Consider the following 19,548-nt stretch of genomic DNA (forward strand, 5'->3'; position numbering starts at 1 on the left):
GATGACCTATTTCGACGCACTCGAAACACGCTCGGCGGACGAACGAACTTCGGATCAGGCTGCAGCTCTGGTAGAGCAGATCAAGCGTGCTGCATCGGCACCCGGGTTTGCTGCACATTTTTCTGATTCAGACACTAACAAGGTGATTTCGGCAGATGATTTGCCGATGCTGCCGGTGCTGCGCAAGTCGGACCTGATCCGCGCGCAGACGGAGCGCCCCCCTTTTGGTGGGTTCACCGTGAAGCCTGCGCGCCACTTTCATCACGTGTTCCAGTCTCCCGGTCCGATCTATGAACCGGGCAGCACCGATCACGACTGGTGGCGTATGGGCCGGTTCCTGCATGCCGCTGGTGTTGCAGCTGGCGATATTGTTCAGAACTGCTTTGGCTATCACCTGACGCCGGCTGGCATGATCTTTGAAAACGGTGCCCGCGCAGTTGGTGCTGCCGTTTTGCCGGCGGGAACCGGGCAGACCGAACTGCAGGTGACTGCCGCGCGTGACGTTGGCTGCACCGCCTATGCGGGCACTCCTGATTATCTAAAGGTCATCCTGGACAAGGCCGACGAGATGGGCGTTTCGCTGAATTTCTCCAAGGCCGCTGTTGGTGGTGGCGCGCTGTTCCCGTCCCTGCGTCAGGAATATGGGGATCGCGGTATTTCGTGCCTGCAATGCTATGCAACGGCGGATCTGGGTAACATCGCCTATGAAAGCGCCGCGATGGAAGGGATGATCATCGACGAACACGTGATCGTCGAAATCGTGACGCCCGGAACCGGAATCCCGGTAGAGCCGGGCGAGGTGGGCGAAGTTGTCGTGACCTCTCTCAACCCGGATTACCCGCTGATCCGCTTTGCGACTGGGGATCTTTCTGCAGTCATGCCGGGTGTCTCGCCCTGTGGCCGGACCAACACCCGGATCAAAGGCTGGATGGGTCGCGCCGATCAGACCACCAAGATCAAGGGAATGTTCGTACGCCCGGAACAGGTTGCGGCCCTGGTCGACAAGCATGAGGAAATCGTCAAAGCCCGCGTCATCGCAGCCCGCCAAGGTGAGATGGACACGATGACTGTCCGGATCGAAAGCCCACGCGGTGACGACCCGGCATACGCCAAGTCAGTGGCCGAATTGTTGAAACTGAAAGGTGCGATCGAGGTCGTGGCACCCGGATCCCTTCCCAAGGACGGGGTGGTGATCGAGGATCAGCGCGTCTACGAATAGTGGTGTTTTTCAGGTCTGCGGCAGATTGTGCCGCAGATTTGTTGACCGATGCACTGGTGTTTCCGAGCTTTTTGGTCGATTAAAGGCGAACCCTTCGCCTTTGCCAATCACAAGCCGGGATGATGGCCGAAATCGAGTTTTCACAGAACGGATCGCGCAATCGCGGTGTACGCGGTACCCGACTGCTGGCGGGGATCGCCTATGTCGTGGCTGCCGCATGCCTTTTGCCGATGATCGCCGTGGTCCTGGCGGCTGTAACCGGGGGAACGGACACGATCTCGCACCTGATGGAGACGGTGCTGCCTCGCTATATCGCGACGACCCTGATTCTTGTGGTCCTGGTCGCGGCCGGCACGTTCAGCATCGGCACCGGGGCGGCCTGGCTGGTAACGATGACCCGTTTTCCCGGCGTGCGGTTTCTAGAGATCGCACTGGTCCTTCCGCTGGCCTTTCCGGCATATGTTCTGGCCTATGCCTACACCTTCATTCTGGATCACCCGGGCATCGTTCAAAGCACGCTGCGTGATGTAACGGGGTGGGGCCCGCGCGACTATTGGTTCCCGGAAATCCGCTCGACCGAGGGTGCGGCGGTCATGTTGATCCTGGTGCTTTATCCTTATGTCTATCTGCTTGCGCGGGCTGCGTTCCTGCAACAAAGCGCGACCGCATTTCTGGCGGCGCGGGCGCTGGGCAACAATCCATGGCTGGCGTTTCGGCGCGTGTCACTGCCAATGGCGCGGCCTGCCATTGCAGGCGGCGTTCTGCTGGCCGTCATGGAGACCATCGCTGATTTCGGAACCGTGTCGTATTTCGGCGTGCAGACCTTTGCCACCGGGATCTACACAAGCTGGTTTTCCATGGCCGACCGAGCGGCGGCTGCACAACTTGCGCTGTGCCTGCTGGTCTTTGCCCTGATCATGGCCGTGGCCGAGCGCACCCAGCGCGGCAAGGCAAAATACTATCAGGCCGGGAAACAGCATGTGGCGCAACCGGCGGCAAATCTGACGGGCCTGCGGGCCTGTGGCGCATTCCTGCTTTGTGCTATACCTGTTCTTTTCGGATTTTTGCTGCCTGTCATCATTTTGGTCGAGATGGGCCTGGAATCCGAACAGAACCTGCTGTCGCAGCGCTATATCGATTTCATTCAGAATTCTCTGATCCTTGCTGGTACGGCGGCGGTCATCACCGTTTTTGCGGCGATCAGCGTCGGGTTCTTTCAACGTCTGAGACCGGGGCGCGCCTCGTCTGCGACCGCCTATATGGCGCGTCTGGGATATGCCGTGCCCGGTGGTGTCATCGCGGTTGGTTTGATCGTCCCCTTCGCGAGCTTTGACAACGCGCTGGATGTGTGGATGCGGCAGACCTTCGACGTGTCCACGGGGCTGTTGGTTACAGGTTCGATCTGGCTGCTGGTCGCTGCCTACATGGTGCGGTTCCTGGCTGCCGCGCTCAGCGCCTATGAAGGGGGTCAAAGCACTGTACATGCGAATATGGATGCCGCAGCCCGTTCGCTGGGTCAGACGCCGTTGGGAACATTGCGACGGGTTCACCTGCCGATTCTGACCCCCTCTCTGCTGACGGCCCTGCTGATCGTGTTCGTGGACGTGATGAAGGAGCTTCCCGCCACGCTGATCATGCGCCCGTTCAATTTCGACACATTGGCGGTGCAGGCGTATCGGCTGGCCTCGGACGAGAGGCTGGAGGGCGCCGCCGTGCCTTCGCTGGTCATTCTGGCGGTAGGTCTGTTGCCTGTAATCCTGATCTGCCGTCAGGTCGGCCGACGGTAACACTTGTGTCGCAATTGTAGGACAACTGCGCATCAGGCTTGATTCAAACACGATTTCCGGCAAGGCTGGAGGTATGAATATGCAGCCTCCCAGCCGGTTCTCGGCAAGCGCAGCGCAGATGCCCGTGGCTTTCGACCGGCATGAGATGTCTCAAATCCTATCCGTTTATGGTCGGATGGTCGCCGCCGGAGAATGGCGTGACTATGGTATTTCCAACCTGCGCGACATGGCGGTGTTCTCGATCTTTCGGCGCACCGCGGAACATCCGATCTACCGCGTCGAAAAGCACCCGCGCCTGAGGTCCCGGCAGGGAATGTATTCCGTCATAGGTATGGATGGCCGCATCCTGAAACGCGGCCACGATCTTCGGGCAGTCCTGCGGGTACTGGAACGCAAGCTGATCCGGGCCGTAAACCCGGATTAGAGCCTTTTGTGGGCCGTGACGGGCCCGTCACCCTGATTCATTATGCGGTGGATCGCCTGATCCATTGGCTCGAATACCACCGCCATATGGCTGGCGTTCGCATGCAGCAGCATGTTGTCGCCCGAAACCCAGGCCACATGCCCTTTCCAGAACAACAGATCACCCCGTTGCGCAGGGGCCCCTTCGATCACGGTTTTGCCCAAAGCGCGTTCCTGATCGCCGCTGTCGCCGGGGCACGGCAGGCCACAAGCCAAAAGCGCCGCCTGCACCAACCCGGAACAATCGATGCCGAACCGGCTGTTGCCGCCCCACAAATAGGGTGTGCCCAGAAACAGCTGGGCCACTTCGACCGGGTCGTCAGGCTTTTCGGTCATCGGCGCCGTGTGTACCTTTGGGATATATCCCAGTTCGGTTTCAACAAACCGGTCCGTCTCGGTCCTGGCTTGGATTTTGCTTCCGAAACTCAGCGACACCAGATCGCGGCTTTTGAAATTCGCTTCCTGGTAGGCATGCGTTGCAGGCGCCGTGATCCAATGCGTCGCAGGCGCATCCGCCGTCAGCTGATCTGTTCGCAACCAGCCGGTATACCCGTCTTTGTCTGCGATGACTCTGTTCCACCCGCTCTTTGTTTCCTCGATCCGAACCGTATCACCGAACAACAATTGCCGGTCACGTGGCCCGTCTGGGCTGCGCAGCAAATCGACAACGGGTGCGGAAATTCGATGGCGTGTCACAGTTCCAATATCTCCGACAACGCCGTCAGCACGGCACGTGGCCCCTGACCCAGACCGCCCTTGGCGCGCCCCGGTTCTTTGCTGGGCTGCCAGGAATAGATGTCGAAATGGATGTAGCGGCATGCGCCCACGAACCTGCGCAGAAACAGGGCGGCTGTGATCGACCCTGCAAACCCGCCCGACGGCGCGTTGTCCAGATCGGCGATGCCGGGTTCAATCATCGCTTCATAGGGCGTGTGGAACGGCATGCGCCAGACCGGATCAGCCGAAGCCTCTGCGGCATGCGACAGGGCAGACGCGCAGCGCTGATCATCGGTGTAGAACGGTGCCAGATCGGGGCCCACAGCCACACGGGCGGCCCCGGTCAGCGTCGCCATCGAGATCACCAGATCGGGCTCTCCTTCAGCCGCCAGCGCCAGCGCATCAGCAAGCACCAGACGCCCTTCGGCATCCGTATTGTTGATCTCGACCGTCAGTCCCTTGCGAGAGGTCAGGATGTCACCAGGGCGGAAGGCATTTCCCGCAAGCGCGTTTTCGACCGCCGGTATCAGGACCCTCAATTGCAGGGGAAAACCCAGCTGCATGATCATCCGCGCCAACCCCAACACATTGGCCGCGCCACCCATGTCTTTCTTCATCAGACCCATGGATGCGCCCGGTTTCAGGTTCAATCCGCCCGTATCGAAACACACCCCCTTGCCGACCAGAGTCAGCTTGGGGCCGCTGCTGCCCCAATTCAGCTCGATCAGCCGGGGGGCCTGTTCGGCGGCGCGCCCTACGGTGTGGATCATGGGAAAATTCTGTTCCAGCAAGGCCGCGCCGCTGATCACGCTGCACGCGGCACCGAATTCGCTGGCCAGAGCCTCGACCGTCTGCTGCAACTGCTCAGGACCCATATCCGAGGCTGGCGTATTCACCAGATCGCGGGTCAGAACTTCGGCATTGGCCATCGCTTCGATACGGTTGGCGTCGACACCTTCGGGCGCAACCAGCGCCGCGGTTCCAGCGGATTGAGACGCGTAACGATCGAAGGCGTAGCCGGTCATCAACCAGCCAAAGCACTCCATCTCCAGACGATCAGCGGGAATGCCGGACGCGATATGATAGGTTCCTTCGGGCAATGCCATGGCTGCGGCGGCCAATGGGAACCTTTTTCGCGCGCGCTTGTCTTCTGTTCCATACCCGGCCAGCACAAAATCAACCGCGCCATGCGCGCCTGGCGCCAGCAGGGTCTGCCCCATCGCACCTGTAAACCCGTTTGCGGCAACCCAGGCCCGGACGGTATCCGGCTGGTCCTGCAACCAACTGTCCAAATCCGGCTGCGCAATCACATGAAGCGGTATGGACGGGTCAGAGGATGGGGCGAAGGACAGGGTCATGGGCGTCTCGGCTGATGGTTTCTGCGCACAGACTAGCCGCGCATGATCTGCCCGCAACCCCTGTCAGACGGAAAGGTCCTGCTGGTCCCAGACGGCGGTCAGCGATCGTTCGCCCACGCGGATCAAACGCCCAAGCGTCGCGCCCGCCGCAACGGCGTCACCGGCATCGACGGTGTGGGCCACGTCACCCGCCACCTGGGCCAGGGCCGTCATCCCGATCTGTTCGGATATAGCGACCAGTGACCTGGCGCATTTGCGCAGGTCCGCCCATTCGCGCCGACGCCAGTAGCGTTCGCAGTTTGACAGGCGCACGGCAAGCTCTTCGACCGTGCGACACAGAACATCCAGCGCGTTCTTGTCGCCAAGTTGCCGGTACAGCCCGCTTAATTGATCCGAGTCCAGACGGACGGATTCCTTGTGTTCAAGCGTGATAATCTTTTCCACCACATTCACCCTAGTTCAAACGCCCCCACGGCGCGGTGTTGATCCTGGCAGAAAATTCCTTTGCAAAACCTTGCAGGGAAACTGGATAATGGCTCGAATTTTCTTTGAATTCGGTTTAGATCATCCGTCAGCGACAAGAACGGGGACATTGAAATGGAATTTGCCAAACCTCTGCCGAGCTACCTTGTAAAACGGTATCACGGATGGAAGGCCACAACATATTCGGAAAACCAGGTTTGGTATCGCCGTCTCGCCGATGAAGGGCAACGCCCCCGCGCCATGGTCATATCCTGCTGCGACAGCCGGGTTCACGTCACGTCCATGTTTGGCGCTGACCAGGGCGATTTCTTTATTCACCGCAATATCGCCAACCTGGTGCCGCCCTATGCTCCGGACGGGGACCACCACGGCACCAGCGCCGCCATCGAATATGCCGTAACGGCGCTCAAGGTCGCTCATTTGATCGTGCTGGGGCATTCGCAATGCGGCGGCGTGCAGGGCTGCATCGACATGTGCAAGGGGCAGGCGCCGCAGCTGGATGCCAAGGACAGCTTTGTTGGCCGCTGGATGGATATTCTGAAGCCGAAATTCGAACTGGTCGCGGATATCGAGGACGGTGTCGAACAGGCCCGGCAGTTCGAACGTCAATCGGTTGTCGCTTCGCTGGAAAACCTGATGACCTTCCCCTTCGTCTCGTCCGCCGTTGATCAAGGCGCGCTGAGCTTGCACGGCTTGTGGACGGATATCGGCGCAGGCGGGCTTGAAAGCTATGACCCTTACCAAAAAAAGTTCGTCCCGGTCTGACAGCGGCAGAGCTGGAGATCCGAAACAGCAATGGTGGCTCTGATTCAGGGCCGTTTTTGGTATACTCCACCCATTACAAATGAAAATCGGAGCCTGCCATGAAAGTCATCAAGCGCATCTTCGCTGGATTGGTCGTTTGTATTCTGGTTCTGGTCGCGGTTTCCTATCTGTTGCCGGGAAAGGCGGAAGTTTCGCGTAGCATCGCGATCGACGCGCCGCCAAGCGCCATCTTTCCTTACGTGAATTCGATGCAGGAAACCGAAAAGTGGTCTCCGTGGCTGCACCGGGACCCCGAAACCAAATTGACTTATTCCGGCCCTGCCGCCGGGGTCGGGAACACTCTGAACTGGGCGTCGGATCACCCGCAGGTCGGCACGGGATCCCAGGAAATCGTCGAAAGCGTGGAAAACCAACGGGTCAAAACGGCGCTGGATTTTGGCCCGATGGGTACCGCCACAGCGTCCTTCATCCTTGAGCCTGACGGGGCGGGAACCAGAGTGACCTGGGGGTTTGACTCGGATCTGGGTCTCAACCCCATGTCCCGCTGGATGGGGTTGATGATGGATACATGGGTGGGCGAGGATTATGACCGTGGTCTGACCAATCTGAAAGCACTGGTTGAACACCAAAGCTAGGCCGCTTGTTTGTATGGAAGCATGCGGCGGCGTGCTTGACCGAAGTCCAAGCCCAGTCGAAACCGGGCAAGCTTTCCCAGGTGATCGGATCCCATGAAGGGGCGCAGCTCAACCGTTCCGGTTGTGCCTTTGGGGAACAACAGGTTGTCTATCGGCAATGGGATTTTCCAACTGCCGAGGTTGTGGGTGTTCAGGACGGTTCCAAAGCTTTGGTTATTTGCGGCTGCTCCGATCCGTCTGACGCTTTCGCCCCAGGGCACCATATTGAAATCCCCGGCAATCAGAACCGGTCCTTCAAGTTGGCTGATGCGGTCGGCAATCACCTGGCTTTGCCTGGACTGGTCGTAAGGAAATGGCCAGTTCAGATGAACTGAAACAACCCAGACCAAGTCACCGCCGGGCGCTTTGACCTGTAACCCCACAAGCCCATAACCTTGCAGACAGAACTCGGAATTCTCGACAATCGGCAAGGTCGTCAGGATGGCGACGTTTTGTTCAGTACGGAATTCACAGATCGCCTGTTCGGGGTAATGCTCGAACAGATTGCTCATGTACTTGCGGTTGTGGCTGGAGACTTCCTGCAAGGTCACGATCTGCGCGCCTGATTCAAGGATATCATCGGCCAGCGAATACCGGGGCCAGGCTTTGCTCATGAGGTTCTTCTGGTACAGCGTCAGGCAGGAGTCGTCGCAATCGTCCGAGGGCGCGGCAACGCTGGCCGCGATGGACCCGATGGCCACCCCGGAAAAGAGCAAGGTGGCCAATGCAAGATATCTGGCGCGCATGAAAAGAAGAATTACCGCGCAGGGGAGAAGCAAAACACCAGCCTGAGGCCGGAGCAGAGCGATTGAATCTCCTACGGCAAAAACCTGCCCCGTAAAGCCAATGACGACCAGTATCATCAGAATGCATGTGCATCCGATGGTCAGGGTTCTGGCAATCCTGCGTCTGGTCGAAATGTGCATGCCCTGCCTCTTTTTCCCTGCACGAGACACTATTATTCGGACTTCCGGCATCCGCCACGAACAAGGTTCAGTTTTAGGTGGCAAGCGGCTCTGGTTTTGTCAACAGGTTGGCGATTTTCACCGCGCGAAAGACTGTACCCTAACCGAGGTTCATAGCGCAGCCATGATGGATGCAGGTGATGGACCGGAAGGTGCCGGTTTGGTGGGAGAGGTGATCCGAGCCGGTTCTGCTGAGCGCATTGACGGGCCACCTCGGGCGCGGACTCACCTGTGACGTTGACTGCTGATCACGGTGGTAACGGTTCGTGTTGCGCGACTTTGTGCAATTGCGATGGCGCTCAAAACCAAGGCACAGGCCACTGCTTGCGCACCTGTGATTGTTTCACCGAAGGCAAATACGCCCACGGCAAACATTGTCGGCAGTTCAATGCTGCCGATAACGGCCGTGCGCGATGCCCCGATGACAGGGGAACAGACGGTGTAAATCAGCTGGGGAACCAGTGCCGTCATAAGACCGATCCCGACGATCAGAAACCAGTCACTGCCGCCTGCTGGCAGGACTTCGCCAATTTCCGAAGAGATAATCAAAGGGGTTAGCCCGACGACCGACCCCAACGAAACCGACGCTATCCTGGCCAAAGGAGCAATTCGCGAAAGACGGTGTACAAGCACGCATATGCCGAAGCCAAATCCGAAAGGTGCAGCCAAAGAGACAAGCAACGTTGGAATTTGGTCAATCGGTACGGATGCCGGAGACCCTGCAATGCCTGCCGCAAGAACAATCAAACCGGCCGCAACAAGGCTGCGCCGCGTCGGCGGATCCGCGAACATCGCCCAGGCGATGATGATCGTAAACACCGGGTAGGTCATGTAAAGAACACCCACCGTTGATGTCGGCACTGTTTCAAGTGCGGTAACATATCCGACCCACCCAAGCCCCATGACTGCCCCCGCAGCCATACCCCAGACTATTTCCCGCCGGTTTGAACGATGCTTCAAAAGGGTGGGCAACAATAGGATCGCCGTCAAAATGTACCGATAAAACGCAACTGCGTAGGGCGCGAGTCCCTGGTCAGTGAGACCTCGGCTGAAATAGGGTACAAAGCCAAAACAGATGGATGCAAAGAACACTCCCGCCCCGGCAAGGGCGTAGGGTATTGGATCGTGCTTGGTTGATGTTGGCCGGCCCATCTTTGACACCTACCATGCAGTATTTCCGTTGGCATCAGCAACCTGACCGAACCGTCACGTCGTCCGTAAACCGGCTATAGGAAAACGCAAAAAAACCCGCTGAACAATCAGCGGGTTTCCTGGTTTTCAAGCTTTGACGAAAATCGGGATGTCAGCCCTTTTTCAAAACCTCGCGGCCCAGAAGTTCCGCGATCTGCACCGCGTTCAGGGCGGCGCCCTTGCGCAGGTTGTCGCTGACGCACCACAGGTTCAGACCGTTCTCGATGGTCGAATCCTGGCGGATACGGCTGATGAAGGTGGCGAAATCGCCCGCGCATTCGATGGGCGAGACGTAGCCACCCGCTTCGCGCTTGTCGATCACCATGATGCCCGGTGCTTCGCGCAGGATGTCGCGGGCTTCGTCTTCGTCCAGGAATTCCTCGAACTCGATATTCACGGCCTCGGAATGGCCGACGAAAACCGGCACGCGGACACAGGTCGCGGTAACCTTGATCGACGGGTCGACGATCTTCTTGGTCTCGACAACCATCTTCCATTCTTCCTTGGTCGAGCCATCTTCCATGAAGACGTCGATCTGCGGGATGACGTTGAAGGCGATCTGCTTCTGGAATTTCTTCGGCGGCACGTCTGTGGTGGGGTTATAAACCGCCTTGGTCTGATCCCAAAGTTCATCCATGCCTTCCTTGCCCGCGCCCGACACCGACTGATAGGTCGACACCACGACGCGCTTGATCCTGGCGCGATCATGCAGCGGCTTGAGTGCCACCACCATCTGCGCGGTCGAACAGTTCGGGTTGGCGATGATGTTCTTGTTCTTGTAGTCGTGGATCGCCTGCGGGTTACATTCCGGCACGATCAGAGGGATCTCGGGGTCATAGCGATACAGCGACGAGTTGTCGATCACCACACAGCCAGCCGCAGCCGCCTTGGGGGCATAGGTCTTGGTTGCGTCCGAGCCGATGGCAAACAGGGCCATGTCCCAGCCGGTGAAATCGAAGGTTTCGATGTCCTGGGTGGTCAGTGTCTTGTCGCCAAAGCTTACTTCCGTACCCAGCGAACGACGGCTTGCCAGCACGGCAAGTTCATCGACGGGGAACTGGCGTTCCGCCAGAATGTTCAGCATTTCGCGGCCCACGTTACCCGTGGCGCCGGCGACAACGACGCGATAGCCCATTTCATGTCTCCAAAGTTAAGGACGCGCGTTCATAGCCGCGTTGCAGCAAAGAAAAAAGGTCTATCACGGGTGATTTGGCCGAATTGACGTCGATTTTAACCCGAATGCGCTTTTTCACCCGTGTTCAGCAAAGACCGATAGACACGCACGATGGCCTCGGCCTCGCCTTCGATTCGAAAATGCTGCTCGACACGCTGTCTTGCGGCCTGACCGGATTGCACCAGCTTGTCCGGATCGCTCAACATCTGTTCCAGTGCTTCGGCCAGCGCCCCGGCGTTGTCCTTTTCGATCAAGCGGCCGGTTTTCCCGTCCTCGATCTGGGCACTGAAGGCTCCGACCCCGTGGCAGGCGATTGCAGGCACGCCGGAGGCCATCGCCTCAAGCGGTGTAAGGCCGAACCCTTCGTGTCGGGCCGGGGCCACGAACAGGTCAAGGGCGCGGTAGGTTTCAACGATCTCTTCCCAAGGGCGCTCGCCCAGAAAGTGCACCCGTTCCGACAGCCCGGCAGCTTTGAGTTTGGCCTCCTGTTCCTGTTGGAACGCTTCAAATTCTTTGGTGGCGCGCCCGGTGAACACGATGCTGGCGTCGGGATGGTTCGGCAGAACCTCGATCGCCGCATCCACCAGCAGATCGACACCTTTCTGAGGTCGAATACGCCCGAAACACCCGATCAAGGTTCCTTCTGGCAGCCCCAGCTTCTGTCGCAGGGCGGTTTTGTCTTCTGCCGGGTGAAACAGTTCGGTGTTCACACCGTGCATGATGACGGTTGCGGGATGTTCCAGAAACGACGCCGCTTGCGGCGTTGTGGCGATCAGCGCATCCATCTTCGAAATCAGCCATTTGGTGAACCCCGAATGATTTCGTTGCGCAGCCGAGGTGAACAGAAGTTTCAGATTGCGTCGGAGCACATGTTTCAGAAACAAACCCATCAGCATTTCGGTGTTGCGCCGCGCATGCCACACCCGGAGCGTTCTGTTCGAAAGGAACGGAATTTTGATCAACCGGATATGAGGCAGATCACCCGGCAGGCCGGGTCCCGTGGCGACGATCCTGATCATATGCTTCTGGAACGGCAAAAGGCGGATGACGGTTGTGGTGACGCCGGAGAGGCTGTGTTTCAGGTTCGGCGCTATAACCTCGATATCCTGCACGGCTTGCTCCGCAATTGCTTCAATCCACATTATCCCGGCTGAATAGATATATCACGCAACCGAAGGCAAGGGTTACGGCAAAAAACCCGAAAATCGCGGTGTAGGGCGCGGTCGTTCCGGCCTGGGCCGTGGCGGCATGAATGCGCCCGGTGACAAATTGGGCGATGCCGACGCCTCCGATCCCGAACAGGTTCAACAGGGTCACGCCTCGGCCCACCAGATGGGCGGGAACGAAGGCCCGACCATGGGCCATGATGACCGGAAAACTGGCCCCGGTGAACCCTATGATGGCCAACAGCAGAACGGACAGCCATGTGGCATGGTCGATCCAAACGCAAAGCAGGGTCAGTGCCACGACACCCAGCGCGTTGCCCGTGAAGATAACCCATTTCCGAGTGCCGAAGACGCGATCCAGCGGTCCGTAGACAAAGGTACCGACGATCATCGCAGACCCCATGACCAGAGTCGCGGTGCCGATCTGGGTGGTGTTGAGCCCGAAGACATCGTTCAGATACGGCCCGGCCCATAGCCCGCGCAGCGCGGCAGAGGGCGCATAGGCCACCAGCATCAAAGGCATGATCAGCCACAGTGCAGGCTCTTTCAGCAGGTCCAGAAGTGAACCCTTGTGTTCCGTATCAACCTTTGCTGGGTCACGCAGGCTCAGCCAAGTACCCAAAGCAATCGCAGCAGATATCACGGCCAGCCCAACCATGGTGGCGCGCCATCCCATCCATTCGACAGCCAGCGCAGTCGGATAAGAGGCCACGAGATTGCCCACCGAGCCAACACCCAGCATGACGGCGGCCAGTGTCGCGAATTTCGCGGGCGGGTATTCGCGGGCAAAGATGAAGTAAGAAGCCATCAGAACCGGAGAGCACCCAACCCCGATCAGGCCCATGGCAATGCTGACATGCAACGGTGAGGTCGCGACCGCAAAAATTGCGGATCCTCCTGCACCGCCAACCAGAAGAAGCGCGGCTGCGGTCAGCCTGGGCCCAACCTTGTCCAGCGCCCAGCCGACCGGGATTTGCATTGCAGCGAACACCAGAAACCAAAGGCCGGATGCAAAAGCCAGATCTTCGGGTGTAGCACCGATATCGCGTTCAAGATCCAGGCTGAGCACAGCCAGAAATGCACGGAAAAACTGGCTGAGCACATAGCCCAGGCACAAAACCACCAAACCCGCCTGCATATCCCGCCTCTTTTCCGCTCATCCGAAAGGAATGCTTGGCACGCAATGATGCAACGCACAAGCATGTGTACTATGTTTCAAAACGAGGACTCGGGCCGCATTCCGGCTATCTTTGCCAGAAGTTTGATTTCGAGGGGGAAAATGAAAGACCTCCATTCCGCGTTTTACGAAAACCTGCCCCTGCTGAGGGATTTCACCCGTCTGGCGGACCCGGCGCAGTTTTCGCCGGTGCCCGACGACTGGTTTCTGGGGGTTGCCGACATCGTCGATTCAACCGGCGAGATCGCGCGGGGACGATACAAAACCGTCAACACCGTGGGGGCTGCTGTTATCTCGGCGATGATAAACGCGATGGGCGGCAAGTTGTTTCCCTATGTCTTTGGCGGCGACGGGGCGGCGTTTGCGATCCCCCCCAGCGAAGTTGAAGCAGCGCGGGATACTCTGTCAGCCATGCGGCGCTGGGCGGAAGAAGAGTTTTCCATGCCGTTGCGTGCGGCGCTGGTGTCGGTGGCGGATATCCGAAAAGCCGGCAGGGACTTGCGCGTCGCTCGTTTTGCGCCTTCTTCCGGGGTGGATTATGCCATGTTCTCTGGCGGAGGCTTGGCCTGGGCCGAGGCAGAGATGAAAGCGGGTCGTCATATGATCGCGCCTGCCGAACCGGGTGCGCAGCCGGACCTGACAGGCCTGTCATGCAGATGGTCAAACAGCCCGGCGCGACACGGTCAGATCGTGTCACTGGTCGTTGAACCCACCGCGTCGGCAACTGAACGCGACTTTGCCGACCTTGCGCAATCGGTTCTGTCCGCGTCAGAAGAGCTGGAGCGCGCAGGTCATCCGGTGCCGATGAATGGTCCGCCCATGACGTGGCCGCCCCCCGGCCTCGACATTGACGCGCATGTTTCGCGCAACGGGCGGAATTTGTTTCTGCACAAGCTCGTTCTTCTGTTTCAGAACCTGCTGATCGCGATATTGTTCAAAACAAGCAAGAAGCTGGGACAGTTTGAACCCGAACATTACAGGATGATGGTCAGCAGCAATGCCGATTTCCGCAAGTTCGATGACGGCCTGAAGATGACGTTGGATTGTGACCCGGCCACTTTGCGACAGATCGAACACTTGCTGAAAGAAGCGCGCGGGCGCGGCAAAATCCGATACGGTCTGCACGTGCAGGACGAGGCGATGATGACCTGTTTCGTCCCGTCGGCCACACGGGACGATCATGTGCATTTCGTCGACGGTGCTTCGGGCGGATACGCCCAAGCCGCAGCGGCCATGGACCGTTGAACGTTCAGTCGGCTTTCCATCGTGCGGCGAGATCACGTGCCGTTTGCGTCAGAAGCATCACATCAATGCCAACCGCCAGGAACTGTGCGCCCATATCCAGATATACCTGACGGGCCTGGTCATTTGTGGCCAGAATGCCCGGCGCTTTGCCTGCGGCCTTGATCCGGGCCAGTGCATCCCGGATAACCGCTCGCACCTCGGGTGCCGCGCTGTTGCCCTGATGGCCCATATCGGTCGACAGATCAGCAGGGCCTATGAATACGCCATCCACGCCTTCAACATCCAGAATGTCGTCCAGAGCAGCAATTCCGGCGCGGGTTTCCACCTGCAACAACAGGCAAATCTCCTGATCTGCTGTCTGAATATAATCTCCGACCGATCCGTACATCGTCGCCCGCGATGCCATCGCGCCCACGCCGCGGACACCGGCAGGGGGATAACGGCAGGCCCGAACCAGCTCTTGCGCCTGCTCGGCGCTTTCCACGATCGGAACCAGAATGGTCTGAGCACCCGCATCCAGAACCATCTTGATCAGCCAGGTCTCACCCACGGGAACCCGCACAACCGCATGAGAGTCGCTTGCCGCAAGCGCCAGAAGCTGGTCCCGGATCGACCGGATATCGTTTGCGGCATGCTCTCCATCGATTACCAGCCAATCAAAACCGGCGGTTCCCATCATCTCGGCCGCTATAGGCTCCGCAAAGCTCATCCAGCACCCGATCTGCATTTCTCCCCTTTTCAGAGCCTGTTTGAACGCGTTCTGCTGCGCAGCCATACTGTTTCCTTTGTTGCAAAACCTTCAGCGCCACGTGGTCGCGAAAGCGGCCGTTTCCACATCTTCTTCCGTGGCGCGAAATTGTCCAGTTTTAATGCAATTTGGCGTCATCGGATCGACGGCGGCAAAGGCGCGTCACGCAAGGGCGGCGGCGTCCCGGCGGTTCTTGTGCTTCAAACCGAAGACTGAGGGTTCCCTTGCGTAAATCACGGATTTCGGCGATAATTTTGGCATGACCGACGACCTCCCACTGACGTCGCGATCTTTGCCCATTGCGCTTTTGCGGGCGCGGGAAAAGGTTATGGGACCGATCCGAGCAATGCTGGCCGACGCCGGTGTCACCGAACAGCAGTGGCGCGTGTTGCGCGTGTTGAACGAAGAAGGCCCGCAGGAACCGACGCATATTGCCGAACGCGCCTGTCTGTTACTGCCAAGCCTGACACGGATATTGCAGAAACTGGAGCATCGCGGCCTGATCTCCCGACGATGCCACCCGGCTGACCGGCGTCGCCAGATTGTCGAGATCGGCGAGCGTGGCGTTCAGATTATTCACGCCAATCAGCCCGCCAGTATGGCGCAGGCGGAACGCATTCGTTCCCGCCTGGGGCCGGAAAAACACGAATTGCTGTTGGATCTTCTGAACGAGTTGAACGACCTGGATACCTGATACCGGCCGCAGAACATGGGTGTCATCTGCAAGGCCCCGCCGGAGATTTTAGGGGCGATCTCCGACGGGGTGGCCAGACTTGGATTTGGGTTAGGCCTGGCCTGAGGCCGGTTGCGTCACGCCTTGCCTGACGGTCCGGCCTGCGCATCGGAGTATATGGCGAGCCGGAAATGTGGCTCTGATTAGGGCCTTTTGGCCTTTTGGGGGAAAGGCCGTGCACCTTTGCTCTCCGAAACAGTCTTGGGCAATTGCCGAAGGAAAAACTGGCCCGCAAGGCATGACTTGGCGTCATTCTGGCCGAATGTTCCCGCATGTGCGGTGATTTGCTGCCATCGCACACCTCAAGATAGATGCGCCCCGCAATTCCTATTTAAGACCTAGCCCGACTTGCGCCAGAGCCAAGTTAATTTCCGATCTGTCCAAGTTCCGGCGCATCAATAAAGACGGATGTGAAACAGCATTGGAACGGCACTGGGCGTTCAGGTCAGAATTGAGCAGGTTCGCGCTGAAACAACTCTTGGATATTGGCGAAATCCAGCGTGCAATCCCGGCTTGCTGGCAGCTCTGGCGGGCGTAAGATGGCAGCGATGAAAAATTCAGGAACCACGATGTCAAACAGCCTGTTTTCCCTTCCCGATCCTATAACCATTCCTGTCGTTGGCGAGACGGCCGGGTACCCTGTCGGGCGCATTTTCTGCGTCGGGCGAAACTATGCCGCGCATGCAGCAGAGATGGGGAATGAGGTGGATCGCGATGCGCCCTTCTATTTCACCAAATCCGCGCCAAACGCAATCCTGTCCGGCGCGACGGTTCCGTACCCGGCGGGGACGAAGAATTACCATCACGAAATGGAGCTGGCGCTGGCAATCGGAAAACCGGTGTTTCGTGCCTCGAGTGCGCAGGCTTGGGATGCGGTTTATGCCTATGGCTGTGCGCTCGACATGACACGCCGCGATCTGCAACTCCGCGAGCGGGACAAACAGCGGCCTTGGGATCTGGGTAAGGACGTCGAAAACGGAGTAGTCTTCGCGCCGCTGACCCCTGCCGCGGACTGGTCGCCGGACGATGGCAAACATATCCGGCTGAGCGTGAACGGCGAACTACGTCAGGACGCTACCCTGGAAGAGCTCATCTGGAAGATCGATGAAATCGTCAGCCATCTGTCCGGTTTCTACCATCTGCGCCCCGGCGATCTGATCCTGACAGGTACACCGGCCGGCGTAGGCCCGGTTGTGGCCGGCGAAATCATAACAGGAGAGATTGACGGGCTGGAGCCGATCAAACTGACCCTGACGGACGCGGAATAGGCCCTATTTAGGGTCTTTCAGCCAGCCCCTTGCAAATTCCACTTGGGTTACGCCTGCCAGCCGGCGCACCCGGTCCAGCTCGGCGTTCAGGCGTCGGCTGCGGGCGTTAGACCAGCGCACCCCGCGTTCGGGCCAGAGCGCTTTGACATGCAGCAGGTCGCGATCCCGATGCGCCTTCATGTCGATCCGGCCGATCAATCGATCGCCTTCAAGCAAGGGGAAGACGTAATACCCATATGTGCGCCTGGCTTCGGGAACGAAAACTTCGATGCGATAGTGAAAGCCAAACAGCCGCTCGGCCCGGTTTCTGTCCCGAAGCATGGGATCAAACGGGCTGAGCACGCGAATCCGACCGGGCGGTTGCGGCAAGTCGGTTGCCCGATCCATCAAATCAGGGCGGGCAAAGGTTTTGCGCAGGCGTCCATCGGCGCAAATGACCTCGATCTCTTCGATATTTCCTTGAGCCAACGCCGTGGCACACCAGTCTTTGGCTTCGGCGGCGGTGACCGTGCCCCAGAACGCGGCCAGCTCTCCGGACGTGGCAAACCCCAACCGGTCCAGCGCTGCGTTGCACAGCCAATCCACGGTTGCCGTCGCATCACAGGCCATGGTCCCGGGGCACAGGTGGGTTTCGATCACACGTTCGGTCAGATCATAACGTTTCTGAAACCCGTCGCGGCCCACAACGGTCAGGGCCCCGGAACGCCACAGAAACTCCAATGCGGTTTTTGACGGGTGCCAGTCCCACCAACCGCCCGAGCCTTTCTTTTCATCCTTGCCAACGTCTGACGAACACACGGGCCCGTGGTCGCGGATGTGTTGCAAGACAGTCTCGAACTGTTGCTCGAACCCATCCCGCCGCCAGTTCTTCCAACGGGCCTTCAACAGATCCGCATCACGCTGAAAGCGCAGATGCCAGTGCGGATAGAACGACATCGGGATCACGGCCGCATCATGTGTCCAGTGTTCGAACAGCGCTTTTTCCCTTTCATAGAGCCTTTTCAGGTTGGCGCTGCGATACGCAGGCCGTCGGGAAAACAGGATCATGTCATGAGCGCGGGCAACCGTGTTGATGCTGTCGAGCTGCACGAACCCCAACCGCTGGACAAGGTCCAGAAGCTCGGCGCCCTTGGCCGCGCCCGCGGGTTGTTCGGCCAAAGCATGGCGATCCAGAAAAATGGCGCGGGCCGTCCGGTTGTCGAGCCGCTTCAGGGGCGCATTCATCGTCGTTTCAGGGTATCGCCATAGCTGATCTTGGGGGTCAGCGTGACCCGTGTCTCGATTTCGGACTCCGGGTCCTTCAGGCGTTCAGCGATGATCTGCGCGGCCTGACGTCCTATATCCAGACGACAGGCATCCATCGTCGCCAATTTGCGCGGAAGACCCTGCAAAAGTTCCACGTTGTTGAACCCGGCCAGACCGATCTGCCCCGGAATATCCACGCCTTGCTCCAGCAGGTACAACAGACCACCGGCGCCGATCATGTCGTTGGAATAGTAAAGAAAATCCAGATCGGGCGACCGATCAAGCATGGCCTGTGTCATCTCGCGCCCCTTGGCCAGGGCAGAGCCACCGGAATAGAACTCGCGATCTTCAATCTCGATCCCGTGTTTGCCCAGCACTTCGGTAAACCCTTCAAAGCGTTTTCGGGCACGGTGATCCAATGGCATCTTGGTGCCCATGAAGCCGATATGTTGATACCCGGCCTTCAGAATCGCCTGCGCCATCTCGCGCCCGGCGCGGCGATGCGAGATGCCCACCATCGCGTCGACAGGTTTGCCGTCGGTATCCATGATCTCGACCACCGGAATGCCCGCCGAATCCAGCATGGCGCGGGCCGCGTCGGTGTGTTCCAGCCCGGCAATGATCACGCCCGAGGGTCGCCACGAGAGCATCTCGTACAGCACTTTTTCCTCTTTCTCGGGCAGATAATCTGTCACGCCAACCACGGGTTGCAGTTCGGTATCTTCCAGCACCTGATTGATGCCGGTCATCACCTCGGGAAATACCATGTTCGAAAGCGAGGGGATGATCACCGCGACCAGGTTGACCCGGCTGGATGCCAGCGCGCCCGCGATCTTGTTGGGGACATATCCCAGCTCTTTCGCGGCCGCCAGAACGCGGGTGCGGGTGGCGTCGGACACATCCCCCCTGTTACGCAGTACCCGGCTCACCGTCATCTCTGAGACACCGGAAGCCTCGGACACATCACGAAGGGTAAGCGGGCGTTTGGTTTCACTGTTCACGGGAGGCACCTGCGTAGTTGTTTTGTCCGATGCTAGCGCGAACAGGTCGGTGTGTACAACAATTGTGCAAAGGCGATGACAACACGGAAATTCCCGGTTACAGAAGGCGGGGCGCGGCCCCGTGGCTCAACTGGATAGAGCAGCCCCCTCCTAAGGGGCAGGTTGCAGGT

The 19,548-nt window shown here is 58.9% G+C and carries 19 protein-coding genes; 8 read left to right on the forward strand and 11 right to left on the reverse strand.

Going from position 1 to position 19,548, the window contains the following annotated elements; genetic code table 11:
• The first annotated feature begins 1 nt into the window (after nucleotide 1).
• From GS614_RS17785 to GS614_RS17795, 3 genes are all read left to right on the forward strand, one after another.
• A complete protein-coding gene (locus tag GS614_RS17785) occupies nucleotides 2–1,219 on the forward strand; it encodes a phenylacetate--CoA ligase family protein (RefSeq protein WP_171726940.1) in 1,218 nt (405 codons plus the stop codon).
• A gap of 122 nt (nucleotides 1,220–1,341) precedes the next feature.
• The gene (locus GS614_RS17790) at nucleotides 1,342–3,006 is read left to right on the forward strand and encodes an iron ABC transporter permease (RefSeq protein WP_171364120.1); all 1,665 of its coding nucleotides are present in this window, start codon (nucleotides 1,342–1,344) and stop codon (nucleotides 3,004–3,006) included.
• Between the two features lie 73 nt (nucleotides 3,007–3,079).
• Nucleotides 3,080–3,430, forward strand: coding sequence for a DUF2794 domain-containing protein (locus tag GS614_RS17795; RefSeq protein WP_117871396.1), 351 nt, complete (start codon nucleotides 3,080–3,082; stop codon nucleotides 3,428–3,430).
• On the opposite strand, the gene GS614_RS17800 is transcribed toward GS614_RS17795, so the two are convergent.
• The 3 genes from GS614_RS17800 to GS614_RS17810 all read right to left on the reverse strand — a co-directional run bounded on the left by GS614_RS17800 (nucleotide 3,427) and on the right by GS614_RS17810 (nucleotide 5,996).
• Nucleotides 3,427–4,164, reverse strand: coding sequence for an NlpC/P60 family protein (locus tag GS614_RS17800; protein WP_171726941.1), 738 nt, complete (start codon nucleotides 4,162–4,164; stop codon nucleotides 3,427–3,429). The two genes, GS614_RS17795 and GS614_RS17800, sit on opposite strands and share 4 nt — an antisense overlap.
• A complete protein-coding gene (locus GS614_RS17805; RefSeq protein ID WP_171726942.1) occupies nucleotides 4,161–5,543 on the reverse strand; it encodes a M17 family metallopeptidase in 1,383 nt (460 codons plus the stop codon). Before GS614_RS17805 ends, GS614_RS17800 begins: the two co-directional genes overlap by 4 nt.
• 63 nt (nucleotides 5,544–5,606) lie before the next feature.
• Entirely contained in the window at nucleotides 5,607–5,996 is a 390-nt protein-coding gene (locus GS614_RS17810; protein WP_171116810.1) for a hypothetical protein, read from the reverse strand.
• Nucleotides 5,997–6,140: 144 nt separating this feature from the next.
• On the opposite strand from GS614_RS17810, the gene GS614_RS17815 reads away from it, so the two are divergent.
• Together GS614_RS17815 and GS614_RS17820 are read left to right on the forward strand one after the other, a co-directional pair.
• Complete coding sequence (locus tag GS614_RS17815; RefSeq protein WP_152459543.1) at nucleotides 6,141–6,791, forward strand: carbonic anhydrase; 651 nt, start codon at nucleotides 6,141–6,143, stop codon at nucleotides 6,789–6,791.
• A gap of 98 nt (nucleotides 6,792–6,889) precedes the next feature.
• Nucleotides 6,890–7,426 (forward strand): SRPBCC family protein, encoded by a 537-nt coding sequence (locus GS614_RS17820; protein WP_171330590.1) that lies wholly within the window; start codon nucleotides 6,890–6,892, stop codon nucleotides 7,424–7,426.
• Here GS614_RS17820 and GS614_RS17825 read toward each other — a convergent pair.
• The 5 genes from GS614_RS17825 to GS614_RS17845 form a co-directional block, all read right to left on the reverse strand.
• Complete coding sequence (locus tag GS614_RS17825; RefSeq protein WP_171726943.1) at nucleotides 7,423–8,391, reverse strand: endonuclease/exonuclease/phosphatase family protein; 969 nt, start codon at nucleotides 8,389–8,391, stop codon at nucleotides 7,423–7,425. The genes GS614_RS17820 and GS614_RS17825 overlap by 4 nt on opposite strands.
• Before the next feature lie 264 nt (nucleotides 8,392–8,655).
• Nucleotides 8,656–9,582, reverse strand: a complete 927-nt coding sequence (locus tag GS614_RS17830; RefSeq protein WP_171726944.1) for a DMT family transporter — start codon at nucleotides 9,580–9,582, stop codon at nucleotides 8,656–8,658.
• 151 nt (nucleotides 9,583–9,733) lie between these two features.
• The gene (locus tag GS614_RS17835; protein ID WP_171726945.1) at nucleotides 9,734–10,756 is read right to left on the reverse strand and encodes an aspartate-semialdehyde dehydrogenase; all 1,023 of its coding nucleotides are present in this window, start codon (nucleotides 10,754–10,756) and stop codon (nucleotides 9,734–9,736) included.
• Nucleotides 10,757–10,851: 95 nt separating this feature from the next.
• Nucleotides 10,852–11,907: a glycosyltransferase gene (locus GS614_RS17840; protein WP_171726955.1), complete on the reverse strand. Its 1,056-nt coding sequence runs from the start codon at nucleotides 11,905–11,907 to the stop codon at nucleotides 10,852–10,854.
• Nucleotides 11,908–11,926: 19 nt separating this feature from the next.
• The gene (locus GS614_RS17845; RefSeq protein WP_171726946.1) at nucleotides 11,927–13,099 is read right to left on the reverse strand and encodes an MFS transporter; all 1,173 of its coding nucleotides are present in this window, start codon (nucleotides 13,097–13,099) and stop codon (nucleotides 11,927–11,929) included.
• Between the two features lie 141 nt (nucleotides 13,100–13,240).
• Here GS614_RS17845 and GS614_RS17850 point away from each other — a divergent pair, with 141 nt between their 5' ends.
• Complete coding sequence (locus GS614_RS17850) at nucleotides 13,241–14,383, forward strand: DUF3095 domain-containing protein (protein ID WP_171726947.1); 1,143 nt, start codon at nucleotides 13,241–13,243, stop codon at nucleotides 14,381–14,383.
• A 4-nt stretch (nucleotides 14,384–14,387) separates the two neighbouring features.
• Here the strand turns inward: GS614_RS17850 and GS614_RS17855 are convergent, their stop codons facing one another.
• The gene (locus GS614_RS17855; protein WP_171726948.1) at nucleotides 14,388–15,158 is read right to left on the reverse strand and encodes an aldolase/citrate lyase family protein; all 771 of its coding nucleotides are present in this window, start codon (nucleotides 15,156–15,158) and stop codon (nucleotides 14,388–14,390) included.
• A gap of 232 nt (nucleotides 15,159–15,390) precedes the next feature.
• On the opposite strand from GS614_RS17855, the gene hpaR reads away from it, so the two are divergent.
• The gene (hpaR, locus tag GS614_RS17860) at nucleotides 15,391–15,825 is read left to right on the forward strand and encodes a homoprotocatechuate degradation operon regulator HpaR (RefSeq protein WP_170345758.1); all 435 of its coding nucleotides are present in this window, start codon (nucleotides 15,391–15,393) and stop codon (nucleotides 15,823–15,825) included.
• A gap of 608 nt (nucleotides 15,826–16,433) precedes the next feature.
• Nucleotides 16,434–17,132 carry a fumarylacetoacetate hydrolase family protein gene (locus tag GS614_RS17865; protein ID WP_171726956.1) on the forward strand — a complete coding sequence of 233 codons (699 nt, stop codon included), beginning with the start codon at nucleotides 16,434–16,436 and terminating at the stop codon, nucleotides 17,130–17,132.
• Nucleotides 17,133–17,135: 3 nt separating this feature from the next.
• Here the strand turns inward: GS614_RS17865 and GS614_RS17870 are convergent, their stop codons facing one another.
• Entirely contained in the window at nucleotides 17,136–18,356 is a 1,221-nt protein-coding gene (locus GS614_RS17870; protein WP_171726949.1) for a winged helix-turn-helix domain-containing protein, read from the reverse strand.
• Nucleotides 18,353–19,378 (reverse strand): LacI family DNA-binding transcriptional regulator, encoded by a 1,026-nt coding sequence (locus GS614_RS17875; protein ID WP_171116833.1) that lies wholly within the window; start codon nucleotides 19,376–19,378, stop codon nucleotides 18,353–18,355. Before GS614_RS17875 ends, GS614_RS17870 begins: the two co-directional genes overlap by 4 nt.
• Between the last annotated feature and the right edge of the window lie 170 nt (nucleotides 19,379–19,548).

The organism is Ruegeria sp. HKCCD6604 (assembly GCF_013110635.1).
Lineage (GTDB): Bacteria > Pseudomonadota > Alphaproteobacteria > Rhodobacterales > Rhodobacteraceae > Ruegeria.